This window comes from Microcoleus sp. Pol12B4, assembly GCF_036701385.1.
Classification (GTDB): domain Bacteria; phylum Cyanobacteriota; class Cyanobacteriia; order Cyanobacteriales; family Microcoleaceae; genus Microcoleus.
In genome coordinates, this window is the sequence record NZ_JAUBQR010000107.1 from 1 (window position 1) to 21,549 (window position 21,549).

At 46.1% G+C, this 21,549-nt stretch carries 23 protein-coding genes; 15 read left to right on the forward strand and 8 right to left on the reverse strand.

Going from position 1 to position 21,549, the window contains the following annotated elements; all coding sequences use genetic code 11:
• The first annotated feature begins 115 nt into the window (after positions 1-115).
• The 3 genes from QUA38_RS15845 (at position 116) to grxD (ending at position 1,567) form a co-directional block, all read left to right on the forward strand.
• The gene (locus QUA38_RS15845; RefSeq protein WP_333163279.1) at positions 116-739 is read left to right on the forward strand and encodes a hypothetical protein; all 624 of its coding nucleotides are present in this window, start codon (positions 116-118) and stop codon (positions 737-739) included.
• A gap of 42 nt (positions 740-781) precedes the next feature.
• Positions 782-1,042 (forward strand): BolA family protein, encoded by a 261-nt coding sequence (locus QUA38_RS15850; protein WP_172192604.1) that lies wholly within the window; start codon positions 782-784, stop codon positions 1,040-1,042.
• Positions 1,043-1,243: 201 nt separating this feature from the next.
• Positions 1,244-1,567, forward strand: coding sequence for a Grx4 family monothiol glutaredoxin (grxD, locus tag QUA38_RS15855; protein ID WP_333042762.1), 324 nt, complete (start codon positions 1,244-1,246; stop codon positions 1,565-1,567).
• A gap of 279 nt (positions 1,568-1,846) precedes the next feature.
• Here grxD and QUA38_RS15860 read toward each other — a convergent pair whose 3' ends face one another.
• Together QUA38_RS15860 and QUA38_RS15865 are read right to left on the reverse strand one after the other, a co-directional pair.
• Positions 1,847-2,095 (reverse strand): DUF6761 family protein, encoded by a 249-nt coding sequence (locus QUA38_RS15860; protein WP_332985209.1) that lies wholly within the window; start codon positions 2,093-2,095, stop codon positions 1,847-1,849.
• A gap of 125 nt (positions 2,096-2,220) precedes the next feature.
• Positions 2,221-2,463 carry a hypothetical protein gene (locus QUA38_RS15865; RefSeq protein WP_333163281.1) on the reverse strand — a complete coding sequence of 81 codons (243 nt, stop codon included), beginning with the start codon at positions 2,461-2,463 and terminating at the stop codon, positions 2,221-2,223.
• 227 nt (positions 2,464-2,690) lie between these two features.
• Here QUA38_RS15865 and QUA38_RS15870 point away from each other — a divergent pair, with 227 nt between their 5' ends.
• Positions 2,691-3,425, forward strand: coding sequence for a response regulator transcription factor (locus QUA38_RS15870; RefSeq protein WP_333163283.1), 735 nt, complete (start codon positions 2,691-2,693; stop codon positions 3,423-3,425).
• Positions 3,426-3,451: 26 nt separating this feature from the next.
• Here QUA38_RS15870 and QUA38_RS15875 read toward each other — a convergent pair whose 3' ends face one another.
• The 3 genes from QUA38_RS15875 to QUA38_RS15885 all read right to left on the reverse strand — a co-directional run bounded on the left by QUA38_RS15875 (position 3,452) and on the right by QUA38_RS15885 (position 4,545).
• The gene (locus QUA38_RS15875; protein ID WP_333163284.1) at positions 3,452-3,940 is read right to left on the reverse strand and encodes a 4a-hydroxytetrahydrobiopterin dehydratase; all 489 of its coding nucleotides are present in this window, start codon (positions 3,938-3,940) and stop codon (positions 3,452-3,454) included.
• A 110-nt stretch (positions 3,941-4,050) separates the two neighbouring features.
• Positions 4,051-4,260 carry a hypothetical protein gene (locus tag QUA38_RS15880; protein WP_333163286.1) on the reverse strand — a complete coding sequence of 70 codons (210 nt, stop codon included), beginning with the start codon at positions 4,258-4,260 and terminating at the stop codon, positions 4,051-4,053.
• A gap of 15 nt (positions 4,261-4,275) precedes the next feature.
• A complete protein-coding gene (locus tag QUA38_RS15885) occupies positions 4,276-4,545 on the reverse strand; it encodes a hypothetical protein (RefSeq protein ID WP_333163288.1) in 270 nt (89 codons plus the stop codon).
• 59 nt (positions 4,546-4,604) lie between these two features.
• On the opposite strand from QUA38_RS15885, the gene QUA38_RS15890 reads away from it, so the two are divergent.
• Positions 4,605-7,523, forward strand: coding sequence for a tetratricopeptide repeat protein (locus tag QUA38_RS15890; RefSeq protein ID WP_333163290.1), 2,919 nt, complete (start codon positions 4,605-4,607; stop codon positions 7,521-7,523).
• A 146-nt stretch (positions 7,524-7,669) separates the two neighbouring features.
• Here the strand turns inward: QUA38_RS15890 and QUA38_RS15895 are convergent, their stop codons facing one another.
• On the reverse strand, positions 7,670-9,037 hold the full coding sequence (locus tag QUA38_RS15895) for an aldehyde dehydrogenase (protein WP_333163292.1): 1,368 nt from the start codon (positions 9,035-9,037) through the stop codon (positions 7,670-7,672).
• Positions 9,038-9,215: 178 nt separating this feature from the next.
• Between QUA38_RS15895 and QUA38_RS15900 the strand changes: the two genes are divergently transcribed.
• Entirely contained in the window at positions 9,216-10,136 is a 921-nt protein-coding gene (locus QUA38_RS15900; protein WP_333163294.1) for a glycine betaine ABC transporter substrate-binding protein, read from the forward strand.
• Between the two features lie 139 nt (positions 10,137-10,275).
• Here QUA38_RS15900 and QUA38_RS29380 read toward each other — a convergent pair whose 3' ends face one another.
• Positions 10,276-10,392, reverse strand: coding sequence for a DUF4926 domain-containing protein (locus QUA38_RS29380; RefSeq protein ID WP_445305062.1), 117 nt, complete (start codon positions 10,390-10,392; stop codon positions 10,276-10,278).
• Positions 10,393-10,486: 94 nt separating this feature from the next.
• Positions 10,487-12,760 (reverse strand): bifunctional (p)ppGpp synthetase/guanosine-3',5'-bis(diphosphate) 3'-pyrophosphohydrolase, encoded by a 2,274-nt coding sequence (locus tag QUA38_RS15905; protein WP_333163296.1) that lies wholly within the window; start codon positions 12,758-12,760, stop codon positions 10,487-10,489.
• A gap of 463 nt (positions 12,761-13,223) precedes the next feature.
• On the opposite strand from QUA38_RS15905, the gene patD reads away from it, so the two are divergent.
• From patD to QUA38_RS15950, 9 genes are all read left to right on the forward strand, one after another.
• The gene (gene patD / locus QUA38_RS15910) at positions 13,224-13,622 is read left to right on the forward strand and encodes a heterocyst frequency control protein PatD (RefSeq protein WP_333163298.1); all 399 of its coding nucleotides are present in this window, start codon (positions 13,224-13,226) and stop codon (positions 13,620-13,622) included.
• Between the two features lie 45 nt (positions 13,623-13,667).
• A complete protein-coding gene (locus tag QUA38_RS15915) occupies positions 13,668-14,252 on the forward strand; it encodes a zf-TFIIB domain-containing protein (RefSeq protein ID WP_333097139.1) in 585 nt (194 codons plus the stop codon).
• A 394-nt stretch (positions 14,253-14,646) separates the two neighbouring features.
• On the forward strand, positions 14,647-16,320 hold the full coding sequence (locus tag QUA38_RS15920; protein ID WP_333163300.1) for an ABC transporter ATP-binding protein: 1,674 nt from the start codon (positions 14,647-14,649) through the stop codon (positions 16,318-16,320).
• A 125-nt stretch (positions 16,321-16,445) separates the two neighbouring features.
• A complete protein-coding gene (locus QUA38_RS15925; protein ID WP_333163302.1) occupies positions 16,446-17,519 on the forward strand; it encodes an RNA polymerase sigma factor, RpoD/SigA family in 1,074 nt (357 codons plus the stop codon).
• Positions 17,520-17,696: 177 nt separating this feature from the next.
• On the forward strand, positions 17,697-18,188 hold the full coding sequence (locus QUA38_RS15930; RefSeq protein ID WP_333163308.1) for a GNAT family N-acetyltransferase: 492 nt from the start codon (positions 17,697-17,699) through the stop codon (positions 18,186-18,188).
• Positions 18,189-18,550: 362 nt separating this feature from the next.
• A complete protein-coding gene (locus QUA38_RS15935; protein ID WP_333075545.1) occupies positions 18,551-18,757 on the forward strand; it encodes a glycogen debranching protein in 207 nt (68 codons plus the stop codon).
• Between the two features lie 374 nt (positions 18,758-19,131).
• Entirely contained in the window at positions 19,132-20,127 is a 996-nt protein-coding gene (locus tag QUA38_RS15940) for an AEC family transporter (protein WP_333163304.1), read from the forward strand.
• Between the two features lie 74 nt (positions 20,128-20,201).
• On the forward strand, positions 20,202-21,020 hold the full coding sequence (locus QUA38_RS15945) for a Uma2 family endonuclease (RefSeq protein WP_333163306.1): 819 nt from the start codon (positions 20,202-20,204) through the stop codon (positions 21,018-21,020).
• A gap of 76 nt (positions 21,021-21,096) precedes the next feature.
• Positions 21,097-21,510 (forward strand): nuclear transport factor 2 family protein, encoded by a 414-nt coding sequence (locus QUA38_RS15950; RefSeq protein WP_190657739.1) that lies wholly within the window; start codon positions 21,097-21,099, stop codon positions 21,508-21,510.
• Positions 21,511-21,549 lie beyond the last annotated feature (39 nt).

A 21,549-nucleotide genomic window follows, 5' to 3' on the forward strand; every position in this document is an offset into this window, starting at 1 on the left:
CGCACCCTTTGACATTTCAACAAATTTGGTTTACACTTAGCCGGTTGCGATCGCCAATGGTAAGATCGGCTCAAGCTAAATATTTTTTTAAGGCGCACAGGCGCAAAGTAATTTCATGGTATACTCTGGAACTGTTTGCTGGCTTCGCTCCACTGCCCGGATTACGATCGGGGCGATCGCAGCTTTTACCCTGTTGCAACCGCTCCCAGTCCAAGCACAACAACCTTCTGGGCCAGAGAACCAACCGCAAGTCGAACCTGCCGACGACCCCACAGACCCCAACAATCTTCGCCCTCTGACGCAAGACAGCAGTCTGCTGAGCGTACCAGGAGGCCAGCGTTTGATGACAGAAGCCAGCAGTGCTATTTCCTCTCAGAATTACGCACTGGCTACTCAAAAACTCCAAGAATCCCGCCAAATTTTCAATCAACTGTCCAACTTCTACCAACAACTGGGTAGCAGCTTTGCCGGAATTGACATCCGCTTGGCGGAAAGCCACCGCACCAAAGCTGTAGAAACGGCCCAAATGCGCGACGAAGCTACCTACCGACTGGCGTTGGTACACCGGGCACAAAATAAGCCCGAACTGGCTGTGCCCCTGCTGATTCAGATTATTCGATCGCAGCAGCCAACTCGCGACTTGGGCAAGAAAGCTTATCAGCAGTTACTGGAATTGGGTTTTGTGGATTCGCCCTTTCCCCGGCCTGCCAGCAGTCAACCGAGCTCATCGACAAAATAGTTTCACTAAAATCTAAATTACAGCCGTTTATCAGAGAAACCAATGGTTACACCGTCTCAAGTAGCAGAAATGATTAAGGCAGGGTTGCCCGACGCTAAAATACAAGTTGACGATTTGACCGGTGGTGGTGACCACTACCAGGCGAGAGTCGTCTCTGCAGCCTTTGAAGGAAAAAGCCGAGTACAGCAGCACCAACTGGTGTACGGCGCTCTCAAACAGGCAATGGCTAGTGAAGCCATCCACGCTTTGGGCTTGGAAACCTTAACTCCCGCAGAATGGGAAGCGAAAAGTCAAGTTGCTTAATTGTTGACTTGCAAGTAGATATCACAAGTTTGTGCTGGTGTCAATAGTTGCTTGAAATACAACTGCTCCGCTTACGCACAAAAACCACAAAAACCGGGCTTTTTAACCGGAATCTATGGCTGTAACGAAAGATTGTCCTAAAAAACCCGGTTTCTGCGTCAGTCAACGTTTAAAAATTTTCAAACAATATTAGGAGCTACCATGACTACAGCAGCACATGAAAGAATTGACGAGTTGGTAAAGCAAAACAAAATCATGGTGTTTATGAAGGGCAATAAGTTAATGCCCCAGTGTGGTTTTTCTAATACTGTGGTGCAAATTCTCAATACTTTGGGAGTGCCTTACGAAACTGTTGATGTTTTGGCAGACCAGGAAATTCGTCAAGGCGTTAAAGAGTATTCCAACTGGCCGACAATTCCTCAAGTTTATATCAACGGTGAGTTTATTGGTGGCTCGGATATTATGATCGAGATGTATCAAAAGGGCGAATTGCAAGAAGTTGTAGAAGTGGCTTTGGCTTCTTAAATTAGACAGAAAAAACATTTCCCCGACTTCTTAAAGAAGTCGGGGAAATAACAGCAATCGCGTTTTACTTTGAATTAAGTTGATTTACTTAATTATTCGTTACCAGGCAAAGCCTGGGAACGCAATGCGGTCGGCTCGACATGCAATTTTTCGGCTCCGAAAGCGAGGTCGAGCCTCTGGACATGGGCTCCCACGCCGAGCCAGGGAACCCGTTAAAATTCCCAATTCCCAATTCCCACATCCCAAATCATCAAGGGTTTATCAAACCGAATTTGCTATTTAATAGTAGTCTGCTTCAGTTTGGGTCTGTGGCATTGCAAAATTGGAGGGGTCGTGAATGTAACGCGCTGCTTCTTCCTCTAGTCTGTGAATCAGATACGGTTCCAAACTGTTGGAATGCCGCAGGGCTGCTAAATAGCCGTCTAAGTAAAGCCGCAGGTCATCAAAGCGATAACCTCTATTCCACATTTCGACGAGGGCGTCGGTGAGTTTTTGGTAGTGCCGGATTGTTTGGGTGTCTTGTAGCATAGTGTGAGTTTGAAATCCTTTGTGGTTTGTATAATGACGGCGGGATTTAGGAATGACCTCGATTGATGCTGAGTGGCTCAGCTTGAGGCTATTTCTAAATAAAAGTTTTTACCCTGCTCAACAGGCTACCCTCCATAAAAAATTTCACTCGTTGCAATGCAGTTGCTCGACTTTGTGCGCGCACCTAGATAATTCGCTGTGCGTTTAATAGAGTCGGGATATTGCTGAATTTGGCGGTCTAAGTGGCTGAGTGTTCCGGCTACCGAGCGAACGGTTGGAGGAATTCTAGTTTCACTTGCGCGATTTGTCAACCTCCTGGGAGTGGGGGCTGGGTCGGGGGGATCGCTTTTGGCAGGCGGTTGGGGCATGGGATCGATCGGCTTTACACTGTCTTATTTTCATTGTAAGCTTACCGCCAGAATGATTTAACCTTTCTGCAGGCTGACCCTCCGAAATTAACCCAATATTTAAAATTCCTACCCTGGGTGTGTCCGCTGCTTTAAACGTAGCTCATGCTTGAGTAGCGATGGTTACAAAAGCTTGACAAAAGCTCTGTTAACCTTGTAGCAATTAGTGATATGGGAAGCTCGCCTCTGTGGAATCTGCAAGTATTTCAATTGTTGAAGGGAATCCGCACCTGCGATCGCTCTTGGGCTGGCATCTACAGCAAGTCGGTCACTGGGTGCACCAGTCAGCGGATATCAGTCACGCTAGGGAAATATTTTTCAGCCGCCAGCCAACCCTAGTAATTCTGGATGCCCAATTGCCGGATGGGGACGGTTTGGAATTTTGCCACTGGCTGCAACAGCAGCAGCAGTCGCTGATCTTGATGCTGTCGGCGCGGAATTCGGAATCGGATATTGTTGAAGGTTTGAAGGCGGGGGCAGACGATTACCTGACTAAACCCTTTGGGATGCAAGAGTTTATGGCCAGGGTGGAAGCTCTGATGCGCCGCAACCGCACGATGATACCGCCGGCGACGCTGGAGTGCGGGCTGCTGAAAATTGATTTGGTGCAGCGCCGAGTGAGGTTGTACGACGAACATATTGAGCTGACTCCCCAGGAATTTAGCCTGCTGTACGTGCTAGCTCAAGCTGGAGGAGTGCCGCTGTCACGATCGGATTTGCTGCGGAGGGCTTGGCCTGATGCTATTGATAACCCCCGGACGATCGACACTCACGTACTCTCTCTGCGTAAAAAAATCGAAATCGACCCGCGACAGCCGAGCCTGATTCAAACTGTACGGAATGTCGGCTACCGACTGAATCTGGAGTTGTTGAATAATGCCAATCAACCGCATTCCCCAGTGCCAAGGGCGGTGCTTTCTTAGACTACGATCGGGCTATAAGTCGGATTTTATTTGGGGAATTGATTGGCGATCGCATCGGTTTTAGCCGCCATAATAAAATCATTCCGGTGCAGTCCAGAAATCGCGTGAGTCCACCAAGTAACGGTAACTTTTCCCCACTCGGTTAACAGTGCGGGGTGATGTACTTCTGTTTCTGCTGCTTCGCCGACGCTGTTTGTAAAGGCGATCGCACTTTTGAAATCCGGGAATTCGTAGGTGCGTTCTATTTGGGGAATGCCATTTTTTTCGAGGAAATTCCAGTCGGGAATTTGAGGTTTTAGCTGGACAATTTCGTAAGCTGTGAGGCGGGGAGAGTTGGGGCGGCAGGCGGCACAGCGTTCTTTTGCTAAAGGTTCCATAAATTGCTTGTTAGCGAGAAGATGCTCAAAGATATTATAGACATTTTCTAATCGCAGCAAGTAGCGGGGCGCAACGTAACTAGCAAAAGAGGCAGAGGCGATCGCTGTTTCGCTCAGAATTTCTAACACCGATTTCATGTTATTATAATATGCTAATCTGATTTTGAGTAGTGAGTTTACTACACTAAAAGTTTGTTTGTAAAGGTTCAATTCACCATCGGGCGATCGTCCTTTTTTACCTATACTAATTAAAAGAGCGATCGCACTTTCGAGTTAACATCATGAGTGAATTTTCTTGTGGGGTGTCCCCCCCGCCCTTCAGCAACAGGCTTTCGGGCTTGTTCCACAAATAATGAATTTTCTTGTCGGTTAGCAACAGGCTTTCCGGCTTGTTCTACAAATAATAAATTTTCTTGTGGGGTGTCCCGCCCGAACAGGCTTTCTGGGCTGTTCCACATTAGATGCACCACAGTTTAGTCACTTTCTTCTTCAACTTTTTCTACATCAATCGCCGCTTTCTTGAAAGGACAATCATTACAAGAATAGAGTTTCGATACTTCCTCGCTGTTTAAAATTTGTTCGAGAGGGCAACGCGACACTTCCTGTTGATTTTTGTCAAAGCAGAGGTGGAAACCTACTAACCCAAAAGTCAACACTATCCCCGCCGAAGAATTGATGGCACCGACTACAGTACCGACAATCGCCTCTCCAATCATCCATTTATGCTGTTTTGATAATCCCATAAACCATTTCCAACTCAACTAATTTGAGTGTGGAATTTCGGGATACCCGAAGGCAAAGAATGGCTGGAACTGTGCTAGAATCGGCATTAGGGATATTCGGGACAGTCATTCGGTATCGGGATTCCCGAAACTTTCCCGAAACTTTTTTTAGCAATTTACTTTCCGAAGCTATGCCCAACCAGGGAAAAGGCGAAAAGTCTCGGCAGCGAGTGATTGATTTGGTGGAGGCGCTGCTAGATTATGCGTTGGACAATACAAGTCGCATTACTCATCTACAGGTTAGTTGGAAAAATAAGAGCACTGACTTAACAGTCTCGGCGACACTGGAAGCCCTGCGCCACCTGCTGAAAGATAAAGGCAGCTTTAAACCAACTGAGACAACATCTGACTTGCAAGTTAGAAAGTACATCGGCGAGGTACTGACTGATTATCTCGGAAAAAAGCTGAAAATTCTCAAGGATAACCGCCCGGAGACGGCAAGGCGGGGTTGTAGCGATTGGAATTTTACTTTGAAGCTGTGGAGTAGAGACAAAACAGAGAATTTGCAAAAGTTGGCAGAAGTGTGGGGCGTTAATGGCGAACCCGGTATCAGCAGTCAGATTAACAGCGGACAAAATACTGACGGCAAAAGCGAGAATGATGATGTGCCGGCAGATGCCCCTCCCGACAAAGCAATCAGGGTGGCTTTCTCTCAACTACCAGACTCTATTCCTGTGTGGAAAGGGCGGGATGAATTGGTGGAAAATTTAACTGCAAAATTAGTACAGATGCTGCCCGATGGAACTTCGCCACCGAAAGTATTGGCGATAATCGGGCAAGGCGGTATGGGCAAAACGAGTTTGGCTGTCAAACTTGCAGAAGCATTGGGAGTGAATTGGCAGAAGTCTGTTTCTCAAAAGGCGGAAAGTTTGCCCAGTGGCGATTATGAGTGCGCGATGTATTTCGAGGCAAAGGAGAGAACGAGTTTTGATGATGTGGCTGAATTTCTGTTAAGTGAAGGTTTGGGGATTCAGGCGGCGGAAGTGTTGAAAACTGCCGATGAAAAGATAGCGAAAATTATGGCTGGCTTGCAACAAACTCGCTGTCTTTTGGTACTCGACAACCTGGAATCTATTTTGCATCCTGCTGTTGAGGCGGGAAATCCAGACTGTTTGGCTGCGGCGCAGGTACATCGAGCAATTTCACCGGATTGGGGTAAATTGCTGAATGCTTTGGTTTATCAGCAGCACCAATCGCAAACGATTTTAACCAGCCGGGAAGTGCCTGCGGATTTGGCACATACCCGCTATCCGGGGTTAGCACCGGATTCGGAATTGGTGCATATAGAAGTGTTGCAAGGTGTGGATTTAGCGGCGGGTGTCGAGATTTTGCAGCAGCGAAAGTTGACTGATACATTAGCTGATTTGCAGTGGATATCTCAGCGGGTTGAAGGTCATGTTTTTTTATTAACTCAATTGGCGGCTCTGGGCAAGGGAAAACCGGGGTATCTGCGGAAGCATCCCGAATTGGTAACGAAGAATGCAGAACCGATGTTGCGAGAACAACTAGCAAGGCAAAGTGAAGTGGCCAGAGATTTACTGCGTCGGATGTGTGTTTTGCGAGTGCCGATAGATGTCAGGGGTTTAACTTTTTTGCGACTGTATACGGATGATGTTGAAAAAGATCCCCGCTTTGAATTAGCAGCAGAATTAGGAGCACCTGCAGAATTTACAGACGCAGAAATTAACGAGACAGAATCAATTTTACAGCGATTAGTCGGTGCGAGTTTGGTGCAGAGTCGCTATGACGAGGAGAAATGTGAGGATTTTTATGATTTGCACCGGGTGATTGAGGAGTTTTTGCAAGGGGAATATAGAGATGAACTGCCAAAGCTGCTGGAAAGTGTTTATAAGTTTTACTGCACTGGTAAAAAGGTGAACAATCCTCAAAGCTTAGCAGATTTACAAGCTGTTCTTGAAGCTCAACATTTTGCCTTTAGGTTGGGCAACTATCCCGAAGCTTACTACTTAATCCCACGTGAATACTTAAGAAGGTGGGGATACGGGAATTTATCAAAAGAATTGTCCGAGCAAATATTACCTTATGTTGAAGGCGATCGACGTTCCTATTGTTTGAGAGAATTAGGTGCAATTCATCGGAATTTTGGGAATTGGGATGAAGCAGAAAGGTGTTTCCAGCAGGCTTTAGCGATCGCACGAAAAGAAAATAATCAGAGTGACATTGCTACTTCATTAGGGATGTTGGGAGATATCGAGCGAATTCGCGGTAATTGGGATGAAGCTGAGATACTCTACCGGCAATGTTTGGAAATGATGACAGAATTGGGCGATCAATCGCGCATGGCATATTCTTGGGGAATGTTGGGAAATATCGAGAAAAAGCGCGGCAAGTGGGATGAAGCTGAGATACTCTTCCGGCAAAGTTTGGAAATGATGACAGAATTGGGAGATCGATCGGGCATGGCATATTCTTGGGGAGTGTTGGGAGATATCGAGAAAAAGCGCGGTAATTGGGATGAAGCTGAGATACTCTACCGACAAAATTTGGAAATGATGACAGAATTGGGCGATCGATCGGGCATGGCATATTCTTGGGGAGGGTTGGGAGATATCGAGAAAAAGCGCGGCAAGTGGGATGAAGCTGAGATACTCTTCCGGCAATGTTTGGAAATGATGACAGAATTGGGCGATCGCCAAGGCATGGCAACTTTGATCGGCTGTCTCGGAGAAAATGAGCTCGGTAGAGGCAATCTAGATACAGCAGAACAACTGTTAACAGAAGCTTTAGGAAAAATGCAAATACAGGGGATGACTTGGCATATTGCCGAAACTAACTACGATTTAGCGCGACTTGAGCGAAAGCGCGGCAACACAGAAGTTGCTCAACAACATTACGATACAGCACATCAAATTTTTCAACAATTGGGAGCGGCTAAGGATTTGGAGAACATCGATCGAGAATGGCACAGCACCGATTAGAACAGGGACATCGGATTGAAGGAGGCGATCTTTGCTAACAACAAACACGTCAAACATTCAGTCCGGCAGGAGTTAAAACCCCTGGCGGACTTCGGGAGAAAGAAACAACCCTGGGGGGCGAGGGGGAATCTGGTGCTTAGGCAATATCAACCGATCAGCTTTTTAATCAAATCCAATTTACCTAGATAGGGAGCGTACCGCCATTTTAAGTCAAGTAAAAATGACTTTTGCAGCACGCTTTTTTGATGCGAAAAAGTGTCAAAAGTTGCTTTGCCGTGATAGGTGCCGATGCCGCTATCGCCAACTCCGCCAAAAGGTAAATAGCTTAGTCCGCCTTGCATAACCGTGTCGTTTATGCAAACTCCGCCGGAAGAAGTTTCCCGCAAAACTCGCTCTTGTTTCTCTTTATCCTTCGAGAACAAATACAAAGCTAGGGGTTTGGGACGGGCGTTGATTTGGGCGATCGCCTCCCCGAAATCATCATACTCCAACACTGGCAAAATCGGTCCGAAAATCTCATCCTGCATCACAGGCGAATCCCAGGAAACCTTGTCGAGAACCGTCGGTGCAATATATTTATCTTCGGGGTTTGTTTGACCGCCGGCGACAATTTCTCCGTCTTTCATTAACTCTGCCAAACGTCCTAAATGATGCTGATTGATAATTCGGGAATAGTCGGGACTTTTCTGCGGCTCGTCGCCGTAAAATTCGTGAATTGCTGTTTTAATTGCCTGGATCAAATCTGGTTTAACTTTTTTATGAACTAACAGGTAATCGGGAGCGATACAAGTTTGACCAGCATTGATAAATTTGCCCCAGGCAATGCGTTTAGCAGTGTATTCAAGTTGAATATCTGAGTCTACAATGCAAGGACTTTTGCCGCCTAATTCTAATGTGACAGGTGTCAGGTGTTTGGCGGCGGCTTGCATCACTATTTTACCGACTTTTGTGCCTCCGGTAAAGAAGATGTGGTCGAATTTTTCCGCTAATAATTGTTGACTGGTTTCGACTCCTCCTTCGACGGCGGCTACATAAGCGGGATCGAAGGTTTTGGTAATCAAGTCGGCGACAACTGCCGACGTGTGCGAGGCGACTTCTGAAGGTTTGAGGATGGCGCAGTTGCCTGCGGCGATCGCCCCGATCAAGGGTGATATCATTAGCTGAAATGGATAATTCCAAGGCCCGATGATTAAAACTACGCCCAAAGGTTCTGGGTAAATGCGGGCCGATGCTGGAAATTGCTCAATCGATGTACGCACTTTTTTCGGCTTTACCCACGATTTAACGTTTTTGATGGCATAATTAATGTCTGCGATCGTAGCAAGTTCAAAATAAGCCTCGTACTCCGGCTTGTTCAAATCAGCGTTGACAGCATCCACAATCCGTGATTGATTGGAAGCGATCGCACTTTTGAGATTCTTGAGTTGTTCGATCCGAAAATCCACATCCTTAGTTTTCCCAGTCGCAAAAAATTGCCGCTGCCGCTGGATAATATCGCTGACTCTGATTACCATATTTAGTCCTCCATGTCTATCAATAAATGTTACAACAGGAAAACGGAACTTGGGTAAAGTGCGATCGGTGTTATATGCCCAACTTCTTCAGTAAGTCGTGGATCTTGGCTTTACAAATCCTTGAGAAATGCTATAAATTAGAAGCTAATAATTGTGGAACTGACAACGGAGTTCGCTTATGAAAATATCTAAGAACGATTTTTTTTTCTATTCCTGCTGGCTGCTTTGTTTGTTTGCAGTAGCAGGATGTACCTCTAAGCCCCAAAAGCAAGTTGTCATCTGCTCGAAAGACTTTACCGAACAAGCCATTCTCGCAGAAATTTTAGCACAGCACATCGAAGCTAAAACAGATATCAAAGTAGAACAAGAACAGAATCTCGGAGGTTCGCTTTGCCATCAATCCCTAACAGCAGGTAAAATCGATTTGTACGTCGAATACACGGGGACTGCTTACGCCAACCTGCTCAAACAGAAACCGATTTCTGACCCCAAAAAAGTCCTCGATTACCTCAAACAAGAATATCCCAAACAGTTTAAAGCAGAATGGACCCAACCGCTGGGATTTAATAACAGTTTTGCGATTATTGTGCGGGGAGACGACGCCAAAAAACTCAATTTACAAACTCTCTCGCAACTTGGGAAAGCTGCACCTAACCTCCGGGCTGGTTTCGGCCCAGAATTTAACGAGAGAGAAGATGGATTTCCCGGATTGGCTAAAACTTACGGGATTAAGTTTCGAGAAGAACCGAAGGAGTTGCTGTTAGGATTGCTTTATCAAGCCCTGCAACAAAAAGAAGTAGATGTGATTGCTGGTAATACGACGGACGGTTTGATTCAAAGTTTAGGTTTAGTAGTTCTCAAAGATGACAAGAACTATTTCCCGCCCTACGAAGCAGTTCCGGTGGTGCGATCGCAAATTTTGGAACAATACCCGGAATTGCGTTCAGTCCTCGCAGAATTGGGCGGCAAAATCTCCGAGGAAGATATGCGGAAACTCAACTATCAAGTTGATAAACAACAGCAGGAAGCCGGACAAGTGGCGCGGGAGTTTTTGCAGCAAAAGTTGGGCGTGTCAAAGCCAGTCGCTCCGACGAAATAAAGGGTTGGAATTTTAGTATATTCCCACGTCAACTTAATTTGCCAAGCTGCAAAACAGAAGCTTTTATGGGAACAATTTGGGACTGGGCAACTTCAACTTTAATTGCTTCGACATTGAAACCCTCTAAGCTATAACTGTCTTATTGATTTTCCGGCATCGGGTACTTCTCAACAATAGTGCCTGTAACACCTTTTTTTAAATTGTATTTGGGGATGTTTTCGCGCAATGCTACCTGTGAAAACAGTGGAAATCTCATTGCGACTTAGACCATTTTAGATTTTAGATTAAAGAATTAGGAACAGAGGATAAGGTGCGCGGGGCGCACCCTACAATACAGTTAGGCTATCTTCTTAAGTCCCTTCACTCAGCCTCCGCAAATTCAAAATATCGCTCATCTTTTTAATTTGCATACAAGTGCGCTCGAACTGTTGTTTATCCTGGATATCCATGCACAAGTCAATTAATGCGGGCAATCCGGGATAGGTTTTGACTTGAGCGCTGCGGACGTTTACTTGGTTGTCCTTCAAATGCGATAAAACATCATTGAGAACTCCCACTCGATCGAGGGCTTCAATTTGAATGTTAACCGGATAAGTGTTGGGTCGAGATTCATTGCGGTTGCTGGAATTCCAACTCACAGGAACCAAGCGATCGCCCGGTACGCTCTCAACATTTGAACACCCTTGCCGGTGAATCGAAATTCCGCGAGTGCGAGTCACAACTCCAATAATTGCTTCCCCGGGAATCGGACAACAACAGCCGGATAAATGGTACAGCAATCCCTCTACACCTGCGATCGGCGATTTGCTCGGAGACGAACTCGGTACTGGTTTCGGTGTCGTCGATGCAGGTATTAGCTGGGGCAATTCCTGTCCTCCTCCGGGAGCAGCTTCAATTTTTTGCTGCACTTTTACTAAATCTCGCAGTCGATTTACTACGAGATTTAGAGTCACTTCGCCATAGCCCAAACCCGCGATTAAATCTTCAACGCTGTGGTAGTTGCAGCGCTGAGCCACAGACTGCATGGGTTCAGATTTCAGCAAAGATTCCAAGCCGTTTTTACCTAATTCTTTTTCCAGCAATTCGCGCCCGCGAGCGAGATTTTCATCTCGGTGCGATCGCTTCAACCACTGACGAATTCGGTTTTTTGCTCCGTTTGTCTTGACAAAATTCAGCCAGTCGGAACTCGGATGACCATTTTTTTGGGTCAAGATTTCTACAATATCGCCGTTCTTTAAAACCTTGTCTAGTGTTACCATTCGCCCGTTGACTCTGGCACCGGTGCAGCGATTGCCAATTTCTGTGTGAATGCGGTAAGCAAAATCTACGGGAGTTGACCCGCTATTGAGAGCAATCACGTCTCCGTTAGGAGTAAAAACGTAAATATCTTCGTCGAATAAGTTGTCCTTAATGCTTTGTAAATATTCGCGATCGTCTTTGAGGTCGCTTTGCCATTCTAGGAGTTGTCGCAGCCAAGTAAATTTTTCGTCGTCGCCGGTGACTGTTGTGTTAGAACCGCCAGTTTCTTTGTATTTCCAGTGGGCGGCAATGCCGTATTCTGCAATGTGGTGCATTGCTACGGTACGAATTTGCACTTCGATGGGGCGGCCACTGGTTCCGATTACTCCGGTGTGTAAAGATTGATAGCGATTCGCTTTTGGTAAACCGATATAATCTTTAAAGCGGCCGGGAATCGGGCGGAAAGAATCGTGGACGATCGCCAAAGCCCGATAACAGTCATCATTAGTTTCTACTATGATCCGCACCGCCGCAATATCGTACACTTGCTTAAACCCTTTTTGGCGGCGCTGCATCTTCCCGTAAATCCCGTACAAATGTTTGGGACGGCCGCTAACTTCATAGCATTTAATACCTAAATTGTCAAGCCTTTCTCGCAAACTATCTGTGACTTCTGCGAGTTGAGTTTCTCGATCTGCCCGCTTCTCGGCCACCAATTCCTGAATTTCGCGGTAAGCTTCGGGTTCCAGGTATTTAAACGCTAAATCTTCCAATTCCCACTTAAAGCGGCCGATACCCAAACGGTTTGCTAGGGGAGCAAAAATATCTCGGGTTTCTAAGGCAATACTGCGCTGCTTTTCTTCGGACAAATGCTCCAAAGTCCTCATGTTGTGCAGCCGATCTGCGAGTTTGACGACAATGACGCGAATATCTTTAGCCATGGCTAGGAACATTCGGCGGAAATTTTCCGCAAGGCGCTCTGTTTTGCTGGAAAAATTAAACTTAGAAAGCTTGGTGACACCTTCAACCAACTGTCGCACTTCCGCGCCGAACCGCTGTTCTATTTCTTCAAGAGTAATATCTGTATCTTCAACAATGTCGTGGAGGAAGCCCGCGGCAATCATGACGTTGTTGCCACCCATATACCGGAGTATTCCAGCGACAGCTACCGGATGGCAAATGTAAGGTTCTCCTGATTTGCGGTATTGTCCTTCGTGCAAGTCGCGGGCAAATTCAAAGGCCCGACAAATTAAGCTGTCGTCAGCCGAACAATTCGGGTTAGGACCCCCATCAGGCTGCGATCGAGCATTCAGGCATTCTTGCAGCCAATCGGGAACTACAGCAGGATCGATCGAAGGAGAGGGAGTCAGAGTGTTCGCGTTCATGGGGTACACCTTTAAAACTTAGAAATACAAATGGTTAAAAGCCGGTTTCCGGTTGAATTGCCGAAATTATGTGTTTAGCTATACTAAACTAATTGAATGCCACAATTTGCAATTCAAAAAAATAGTCGATTTTTCTGTTAACTATACCTATCTACTTCCGAGTCGCCCCCCCTCGCAGGTAGGAAAATATAGTGACACCACTGCCGCCGCCGCAGTCTGTCGATCGGGTAAAATCGGGTAAAATAAGCATATTTTGGCGGTAGCAGTTGAGGTAGCGGGGGCTCGGCATTTACCGGCAACCCTAAACAGAAAGCAGCAGCCAGAAGGGTAGAGTTAGGGCAGAAAATCGAAAAAAGTTCTCACAAAACAGGGAATTGCTCCAAAAACGCACGGCTTCCCTCCATATGAGCAAACTTAAGTAAGTATCTACTTTGATTATAAATACAAATTTCTTTACAAAATCATGATATTGTCCGAAGACCGCCGCCAGTGCTACCAAAAATTACAGCAAGCACTAGAACAACTACAAAGAACTGCTGCACAGGATAATCTGGATCGGGCCGCGCTGGCGATCGAATACACAAAAGTGCAACAATTTTTCGGAAACCACATTATGAGAGCCGAAAGCGATGAGTTAGACGCCTCAGAAACACCCCCAGAGCAGTCCTATTTGACGGAAATTCACAAGCAACTGCGGTTATTGGGGACAGATGTCACGTTTTTGCAAGCGTCGCGCCAGCCAGCGACAGCAAAGGCGAGGCAAACTGCGGCGATCGCGCGGCTTAACACGCTAATTGGCTACTGTGGCGCGCTGCTGCAAAAAAATTCTGGTTCTTCAGGGCCCGCCCAGATACAGAATTAATAATTGAATTAACAGGGAATTAATAAGGCAAGGAGAAATAAAGCGGTGGAATGTCCAAAATGTAAACATCCCAATTTAGAAGGCGGTACCTTAGCCGGCCGTATGTCGGTGCAGTGGTGTCCCAACTGTTACGGTATCTGGATTCCAGGCAGAGAATACGAAGCTTGGCAAAAAGAGCAGAGCCAGTGGTACAACAAATCCGAGAAGCCTGATGCGACAGGGACTCTCGGCATAGAATTCACCCCGTCTGTCTACGACAGCAAAGCAGCGCTGTGTCCTGAAGACGGTCACTATCTGTCGCGGGCGAAAGTTCCTTTCAGTAGAGTGCCCTTTTACATAGAGCGCTGTATGTTGTGCGGGGGCATTTGGTGCGATAACGGCGAGTGGGACATTCTCGAAAGTCTGGGATTCCACACCGAGATTGACAAGATGTTTTCTCCGAATTGGCAAGCTAAGGCCCGCGTGCAAGAACTCGCATCTCGGGAACGTCAAGTGCTGACTGAGAAGCTGGGGCCGGATATCGCCGGATATGTGTTGGAACTCGCGGAAGTTTTAGCAGACCATCCTCACGCAGATTGTGCCGCTACTTACATACTGCGGAGAGCTGAGTTGAAGCGAAGGGAAATTTAGTCTGTTGGCTGTTGACAGTTGACTGTTGATGGTTGACTGTTAACGGTTGACTGTCGTTAGTAAGCGGTTGGTCGGTTAATGATCTAGTGATAAAATCTTTGTTTGTATCAATTTCTATTGGTATTTACAAACTTTCGACGGTTGACTATTGACTGTTGTTAGTAAGCGGTTGGTTGGTTAATGATTTAGTGATAAAATCTTTGTTTGTAGCAGCAATTTTTATTGTATTTACAAACAGCATATCGGTTTCTTGCCAATAACTAATACCTCCCAAAAAATACTAATACCTAACAACTAACCGCCAGTATATTGAATAAATAATAAATAACCACAGTCAACAGACAACAGACAACAGCCAACAGACAACAGACAACAGACTAAGGACTAATAACTAATGACTAATGACTCTTCTCTATTTTCCGTTGAAAATCTGCGAGTAGCTTATCCTCAGCGACGGGGCCAATCCGGTTGGGCCGTTGACGGGGTTTCGCTGACGCTGAAACCGGGGGAAAAGCTCGGATTAGTTGGGGAGTCTGGCTGCGGGAAGTCAACTTTGGGAAGGGCTGCGATGCGGTTGCTGCCGGATTCAACGCTGATTGAGGGGCGAGTTAGTTTTGCTGGAGAGTCGGTGTTTGATATGAATGCTTCGCGGCTGAGACGGTTTCGGGGCGAAGCTGTAGCATTGATTTTTCAAGATCCGATGACTCGTCTCGATCCTTTGATGACTGTAGGAGAACATTGCATCGAAACTTTGCAAGCTCACAAACCGAATTTGGATCGAAAGCAAGCTAAGAAACGGGCGATCGAAACTCTGGAAGCTGTGAAAATTCCCGCGTCTCGCTGGTCGCAATTTCCCCACGAATTTAGTGGCGGAATGCGGCAAAGAGTAGCAATTGCTTTGGCTCTTTTGCTCGATCCTAAATTAATTGTGGCCGACGAACCGACTACGAGTTTGGACGTAACTGTAGCGGCCCAGATTTTGCAGGAATTAACCCGACTTTGTGAGGAACGGGGAACGGCTATTTTGTTGATTTCTCACGATTTGGCGATGGTGGCTGAGTATTGCGATCGCATTGCGGTGATGTACGGCGGTAAAGTCGTAGAAACAGGGCCGGTGGAGAACGTTTTTAAACAGCCGCAGCACGAATATACTCGATCGCTCCTCAAAGCAGCTTTGCACATTCAAGCCGATTCTGACAAAGGGTTAGCATTCGAGGAAATCAGGACTGAAGTCCTTACTCCAAACTCAACAAATTCGCCTCTTTTGACCGTAACGAATTTGCAGCAACACTACAGTTTAGAAAGCAATTTATTAGATCAGTTGTTTTCCAGGAATCGCCAGGTAATTAAAGCCGTAGACGGCGTTAGTTTAGAGCTACAACGGGGAGAAATCCTAGGGCTGGTGGGGGAGTCCGGCTGCGGCAAAAGTACCTTGTCACGCACGATTTTGCAGCTAATTACCGCGACTGGTGGCAAAGTGGAATTTCAAGGAATAGATATAACTGCCCTGAACCGCGATGCTGTGAGGAAGCACCGCCGCGAAATGCAAATGATCTTTCAAGACCCCCACGCTTGCCTGAATCCGATGATGACTGTCGGGCAAAGTATTGCTGACCCTTTGTTTATTCACAAATTAGCTAATGGCAGCGAAGCTAAAAAACAAGTAATCCAAATGTTAGAGCGGGTGGGTTTAAGTCCAGGGGAGGATTTCTTTCGTCGCTATCCGGGAGAATTGTCAGGAGGACAACAGCAGCGAGTTTCGATCGCCCGCGCTTTGATTACTCGGCCGCAACTGATTATTTGCGACGAACCTGTGAGTATGCTGGATGCCAGCGTGCAGACTCAAGTTTTAGAGCTGATGTTGGAGTTGAAGCAGGAATTTAATTTGACTTATCTGTTCATTACGCACGATTTGTGGGTGGCGAGATTTTTTTGCGATCGTATTGCGGTAATGAATGCTGGAAAAATTGTTGAAATCGGTAAGACTAGGGATATTTTTACTAATCCGCAGCACCCTTATACTCAGCAATTATTGCAGGCAGCTCCTTTACTGGCTCGAACTCAATAGAAAGGTATAAAATATGGGCCATCTAATGTCTGTCACGGCTTCTAGATGGATTTCGGAAATTTCCGGTTAAATTGGTTAAAGTTAAGGGATACTTTTCAAATCATTCCACCGACACCAAGCACGATATGGCAGAATCTGACCTAGGCAGTTTTGCGGTGGCACCCGACGCCTCATTCGCGATCGCACAAGATGAAGACACCGAGATCGATCGTCCGACGGTAACTCGGTCGTCAGCATACAACAACTGGTCTGCCGACGATCCAGTGGGAGCTTTGTTCAAGGAAATGGCTCGCTATCCTCTACTGACTGCCACCGAAGAGGTGGAGTTGGCGCGCCGCGTTCAAGAATTGGTAGCCCTGGGTGAACTAGAACAGCGTTTGCAGCAGGAATTGGACAGAGTGCCGACAAAAGCTGAACTCGCAGCGGCTTTGGGGATAAGCGAAACTCAACTGCAACAGCTTCGCCACCAGTGTCAGTCGGCGAAACGGAAAATGATCAGCTCGAATTTGCGCTTGGTGGTTTCGATTGCCAAACGCTATCTTAATCGGGGCGTGCCTTTTCTCGATTTAATTCAAGAAGGAGCTTTGGGTTTGAATCGGGCCGCCGAAAAGTTCGATCCGGAAAAGGGTTACAAGTTTTCTACTTATGCCTATTGGTGGATTCGCCAAGGAATTACCCGGACAATTGCCAATCAAGGGCGGACGATTCGCTTGCCTGTTCACATTGTCGAACAGTTAAATAAACTCAAAAAAGTTTATCGAGATTTGAGGCGTTCTCTTCAACGCAATCCAACGGAAACTGAACTTGCTAGAGAAATGCAAGTTACTTGCGAACAGCTTCGCTACCTCCAGCAAGTACGTCGGCAATCTTTGTCTCTTAACCACCGCATCGGCTCAGAAGAAAGTTCGGAACTTTTGGATGTTCTCGAAGATAACGCGACGCAATCTCCAGAAGCTCAGATGAATGAGATGATGATGCGCCAAGATATTTTGGAGGTGTTGGACAGTATTTTGACTGAGCGGGAAAAAGAGATTGTTGCTATGCGTTACGGTTTGCTGACCGGCGAACCTTACACTTTAGAAGAGGTCAGCAGTTTGTTCAATTTGTCCCGCGAACGAGTCCGTCAAATTCAAAATAAGGCAATGCGAAAGCTGCGTCGGCCTCAAGTGACGGAGCGATTGAAGGGCTGGTTGAAATAAGCTAAATAACATTGAGTTTGTATAGTGAAAAATCTTAAAATTATTGTGGGTGGACACTCCAACGTAGCCCTAAATATGTTAATTCAAGGTTGACAAACTTAATTAAAAATTACAAATTAAAAATGTCTGGATGTGGTATTTTTAATGGTTGATTGTCGCGTCGTAACTTACTTATTTATGTCTTCTGAGGTAATTTTGCGCCCAGCTACCCGCGCCGACGTGCCGGTGCTGTTTGATTTGATTAAAGCTTTAGCTGAGTACGAAAAATTATCTCATGCCGTTACTGGCAATGCGGTTGATTTGGAGAATCATTTGTTTGGCGATCGACCTTTTGCTGAAGCGATTTTAGCGGAGTGCGAAAATCGAGTTGTGGGCTGGACGCTGTTTTTTTACAATTATTCTACTTTTTTGACTCAGCCGGGAATTTATTTGGAAGATTTGTTTGTGATCCCTGAGTTTCGAGGGCGGGGAATTGGCAAGTCTTTGATAGTTTATTTAGCACAGTTGACGGTTGAAAGGGGCTGTGGGCGTTTGGAATGGAGTGTTTTGGATTGGAATGAATTGGCGATCGGCTTTTACAAGGGTATCGGTGCTGATGTGATGCCCGACTGGCGGATTTGCCGAGTTGCGGGCGAGTCTTTGGCAACTTTGGCATCCAAACAATTGTAAAAACCCCTCGATAAGACTCGGCGATTGCAATCGATCCTACAAAAACTGGCGTTGCTGATTTAGGGTATGAAGGGCTAAATATGCAAGTCAGAGAAACCAGTATCCACAAAACTTCGGGATTTCCAAGTTATTTTTTTCATACCCTGATTAAGCAACGCCCAAAAACTTTCGTCCCTCTCGCTTGAGATTAAGAAATCAAGGTGTGTACCACGCACCTTACAACGAATCTGTAGGGTGCGCCACAAGCACTTTACAACAAATCTGTACCGCCTCAAATCTATGGTTGCGTAAATCGGAGTAGATAATTGGCAAAAATATAGGAAAATTTAAGTAACAGTAAATTTTGATTGAGAGAGTAGATCGTGATTATTTGGGTAAACGAGCAAATCGATCCGTCGGGCATTCTTTATTCTTGCATTGCTTGTTGCGATGAAAGCCAAGCGAAGGATTGCCACGAATCTTTTGAGAAGAATTTGACGGCAGAGCAAAAACAGCAGGGCTGGGTTGCTACTTTGCGGACTGTTAGTTCTTGGGATGAGGTGCCTGTTAATGCTTTGAAATTGAATTAATGAGTGCAAGTCATTAGCAGCTTTAGTGTCGCCCTGTTTCGGTTCGAGAGAAATGGCAGGAAAACGTGGGACATCAGTTCGTTCAAGGCAAGATAGCTCGATCGCACATTTTTCAAATTATAAGAGGTTTGGTGAATGCGAAGGTAAAAAGCTGCAATCTTTTGGGGCTGCGAGTCTGAAAATAGTGCCCTGCAAGATGCGGGAATGTGGGCAAAAATTTTTTGGGCTGGAGTGCTACCAACACCCTAGGACGAAAAAGCGTGCAAGTGCGATTCTCTTCGAGGGTTCCGCTAACGACAATTCGCATTTATTAAACGGGCTTTAGCATTATTATTAATAGATAAAGGCATTTCCAATTGTCAAGTGAAATTTTTATGATTGAAACCTTATTTCACGCTTATACCCCTCTAGTTATCTGGACTGGCTTGGGACTGCTGCTGTTTCGGTACATCCCAGTTGATTTTCCCAAGCTGCTGAGCCACTTTCTTTTCTGGATTGGGATACCGCTGCAAATTCTAGTTTTAGCCCGTCAAAGCGATTTTTCGGGTGCTGTGGGATTCACGCCGGCGATCGCCATATTCGTCTTATTTCTGAGTACGAGTTGTGCTTGGCTGACTTGGATATTATTGCGTAGGCTGAGTGCGGCCCACATCCAAAATCCCTATTTTCAGGGCAAAAATTCTCTAGTAAATTTATTTTTATTAAATTTTAACTCCCTGAATCGATCGAGCCAAGGCAGTTTTCTCCTAGCTGCGATGTTAGGGAATACGGGGTTTGTTGGATTAGCAATCACCCCGTCTATCATCAGCACCGCTAACAACAACTGGGCTGTCTTGTACAGCGTCACTAACAACGTTATTGGAACTTATTGTTTCGGTGTATTTATTGCTAGCTATTTCGGGAACTCCGAGCAAAAAAATCACTGGTGGACTCAGATCCGGGACGTGCTGACAGTTCCCGCCCTGTGGGCTTTTTTAATTGGTTTTTATACTAGAAATATCCCCCTGCCCGAAACAGTGGAATCGGGATTGCAGACTGCTGTTTGGGTGGTAATTGCCAGTGCTTTGCTGCTGGTTGGTATCCGGCTGAGGTCTATTAAGAAATGGGAAAGTTTTGAACTGGCGTTAATCCCGTCGCTGTTAAAAGTGGTAATTGTGCCGGCGCTGATCGGATTGGGTGCTAGTTATTTTGGATTGATCGGCGATCCAAGGTTCGTGTTGGTGTTGATGTCGGGAACGCCCACAGCTCTTTCCGTGCTGATTTTAGCAGAAGTCTACGAGCTCGATCGCGATTTGTTAGCTAGCAGTATCGCCATCACTTCTGTCGGGTTGCTGTTGATGCTTCCGCTGTGGTTAGCTGAGTTTAGTTAATATTAGCTAAAGTTTCAAATCAGATTGCTCTAAAAATTCGCAGTACAATGAACAATAACTGCACGGAAAAGACGGTGAACGAGACAATAACTGCTACAGGTCTGCCTCCTGCATTACCCGACCATACCCAATTGCCCGACGAAGACGGTACATTTGTAAAAAATTTTCAGGAGCATCCCCAGAGCATCATTCTGACAGATTCGATCGGACCGATTGTAGAGCGACTGCATCCAGACGGACAATATGCGATCGGCCAAGATTGCGGCATTTACTGGCGAGAAACTGACCCGCCAGAGCGAGGTGCAGAAGCACCGGATTGGTTTTACGTGCCGAATGTACCGGCAACACTCGATGGTTTTCGCCGTTCTTATGTACTTTGGCGGGAACACATGGCTCCGTTCATTGCTTTAGAATTTGCTAACGGTAATGGAGAGGAAGAGCGCGATCGTACTCCCTTGACTGTGGCCGCTGACGGTACCACCACTAAACCGGGTAAGTTTTGGGTGTACGAGAGAATTATCCGCATTCCTTACTACGGCATTTATGAAATGAGAACGGGCAATTTAGAGGTCTATCACCTGATAGATTTTATGTATCGAAGGATGGAGCCAAACGAACGCGGTCACTATCCGATTCCTGTACTAGATGTAGAATTGGGACTGTGGCAGGGAAGCTATCAAAATCAAGAACTGCTTTGGCTGCGGTGGTGGGATTCGCAGGGGAATTTGCTGTTAACTGGCTCCGAACAAGTTGAAATTGAGCGGGCCCTGGTCGAACAAGAACGGGAAAGAGCCGAACAAGAACGGGAAAGAGCCGAACAAGCAGAGCGAAAACTCACCCAGTTAGCGGAGCGACTACGAGCAATGGGAATCGATCCCGATGCTGAGGATTGATATCAAAGTCCCAAAACTATCTCTGTAGCGCTAGCAGTTCGCACCTGATCTTTTTTAATCACAAAAAACAAAGCTTATGGAAACTAAACCACCTCTACCGCCCTTTACGTTGGAAACGGCTAAAGCCAAAGTTCAAGCTGCTGAAGATGCCTGGAATACCCGCGATCCAGAACGAGTAGCCTTAGCTTATACGGAAGATTCTCAGTGGCGAAACCGTGCCGAATTCTTCAGCGGACGGGAAGAAATCAAGGCTTTTTTAAGAAGAAAATGGGCAAAGGAATTAGATTACCGTTTAAAGAAAGAACTGTGGAGTTTTACAGACAATCGGATTTCTGTTCGATTTGAGTATGAGTGGCACGATGATTCTGGCTACTGGTATCGCGCCTATGGTAACGAACAGTGGGAATTTGCAGAAAATGGGTTAATGCGAAGACGTGAAGCTAGTATTAATGATGTTCCCATTCAAGAGTCAGAACGGAAGTTTCGATAGGAGTTATCTGTGAGTTGCTTAATGAAACTTAGACATTTT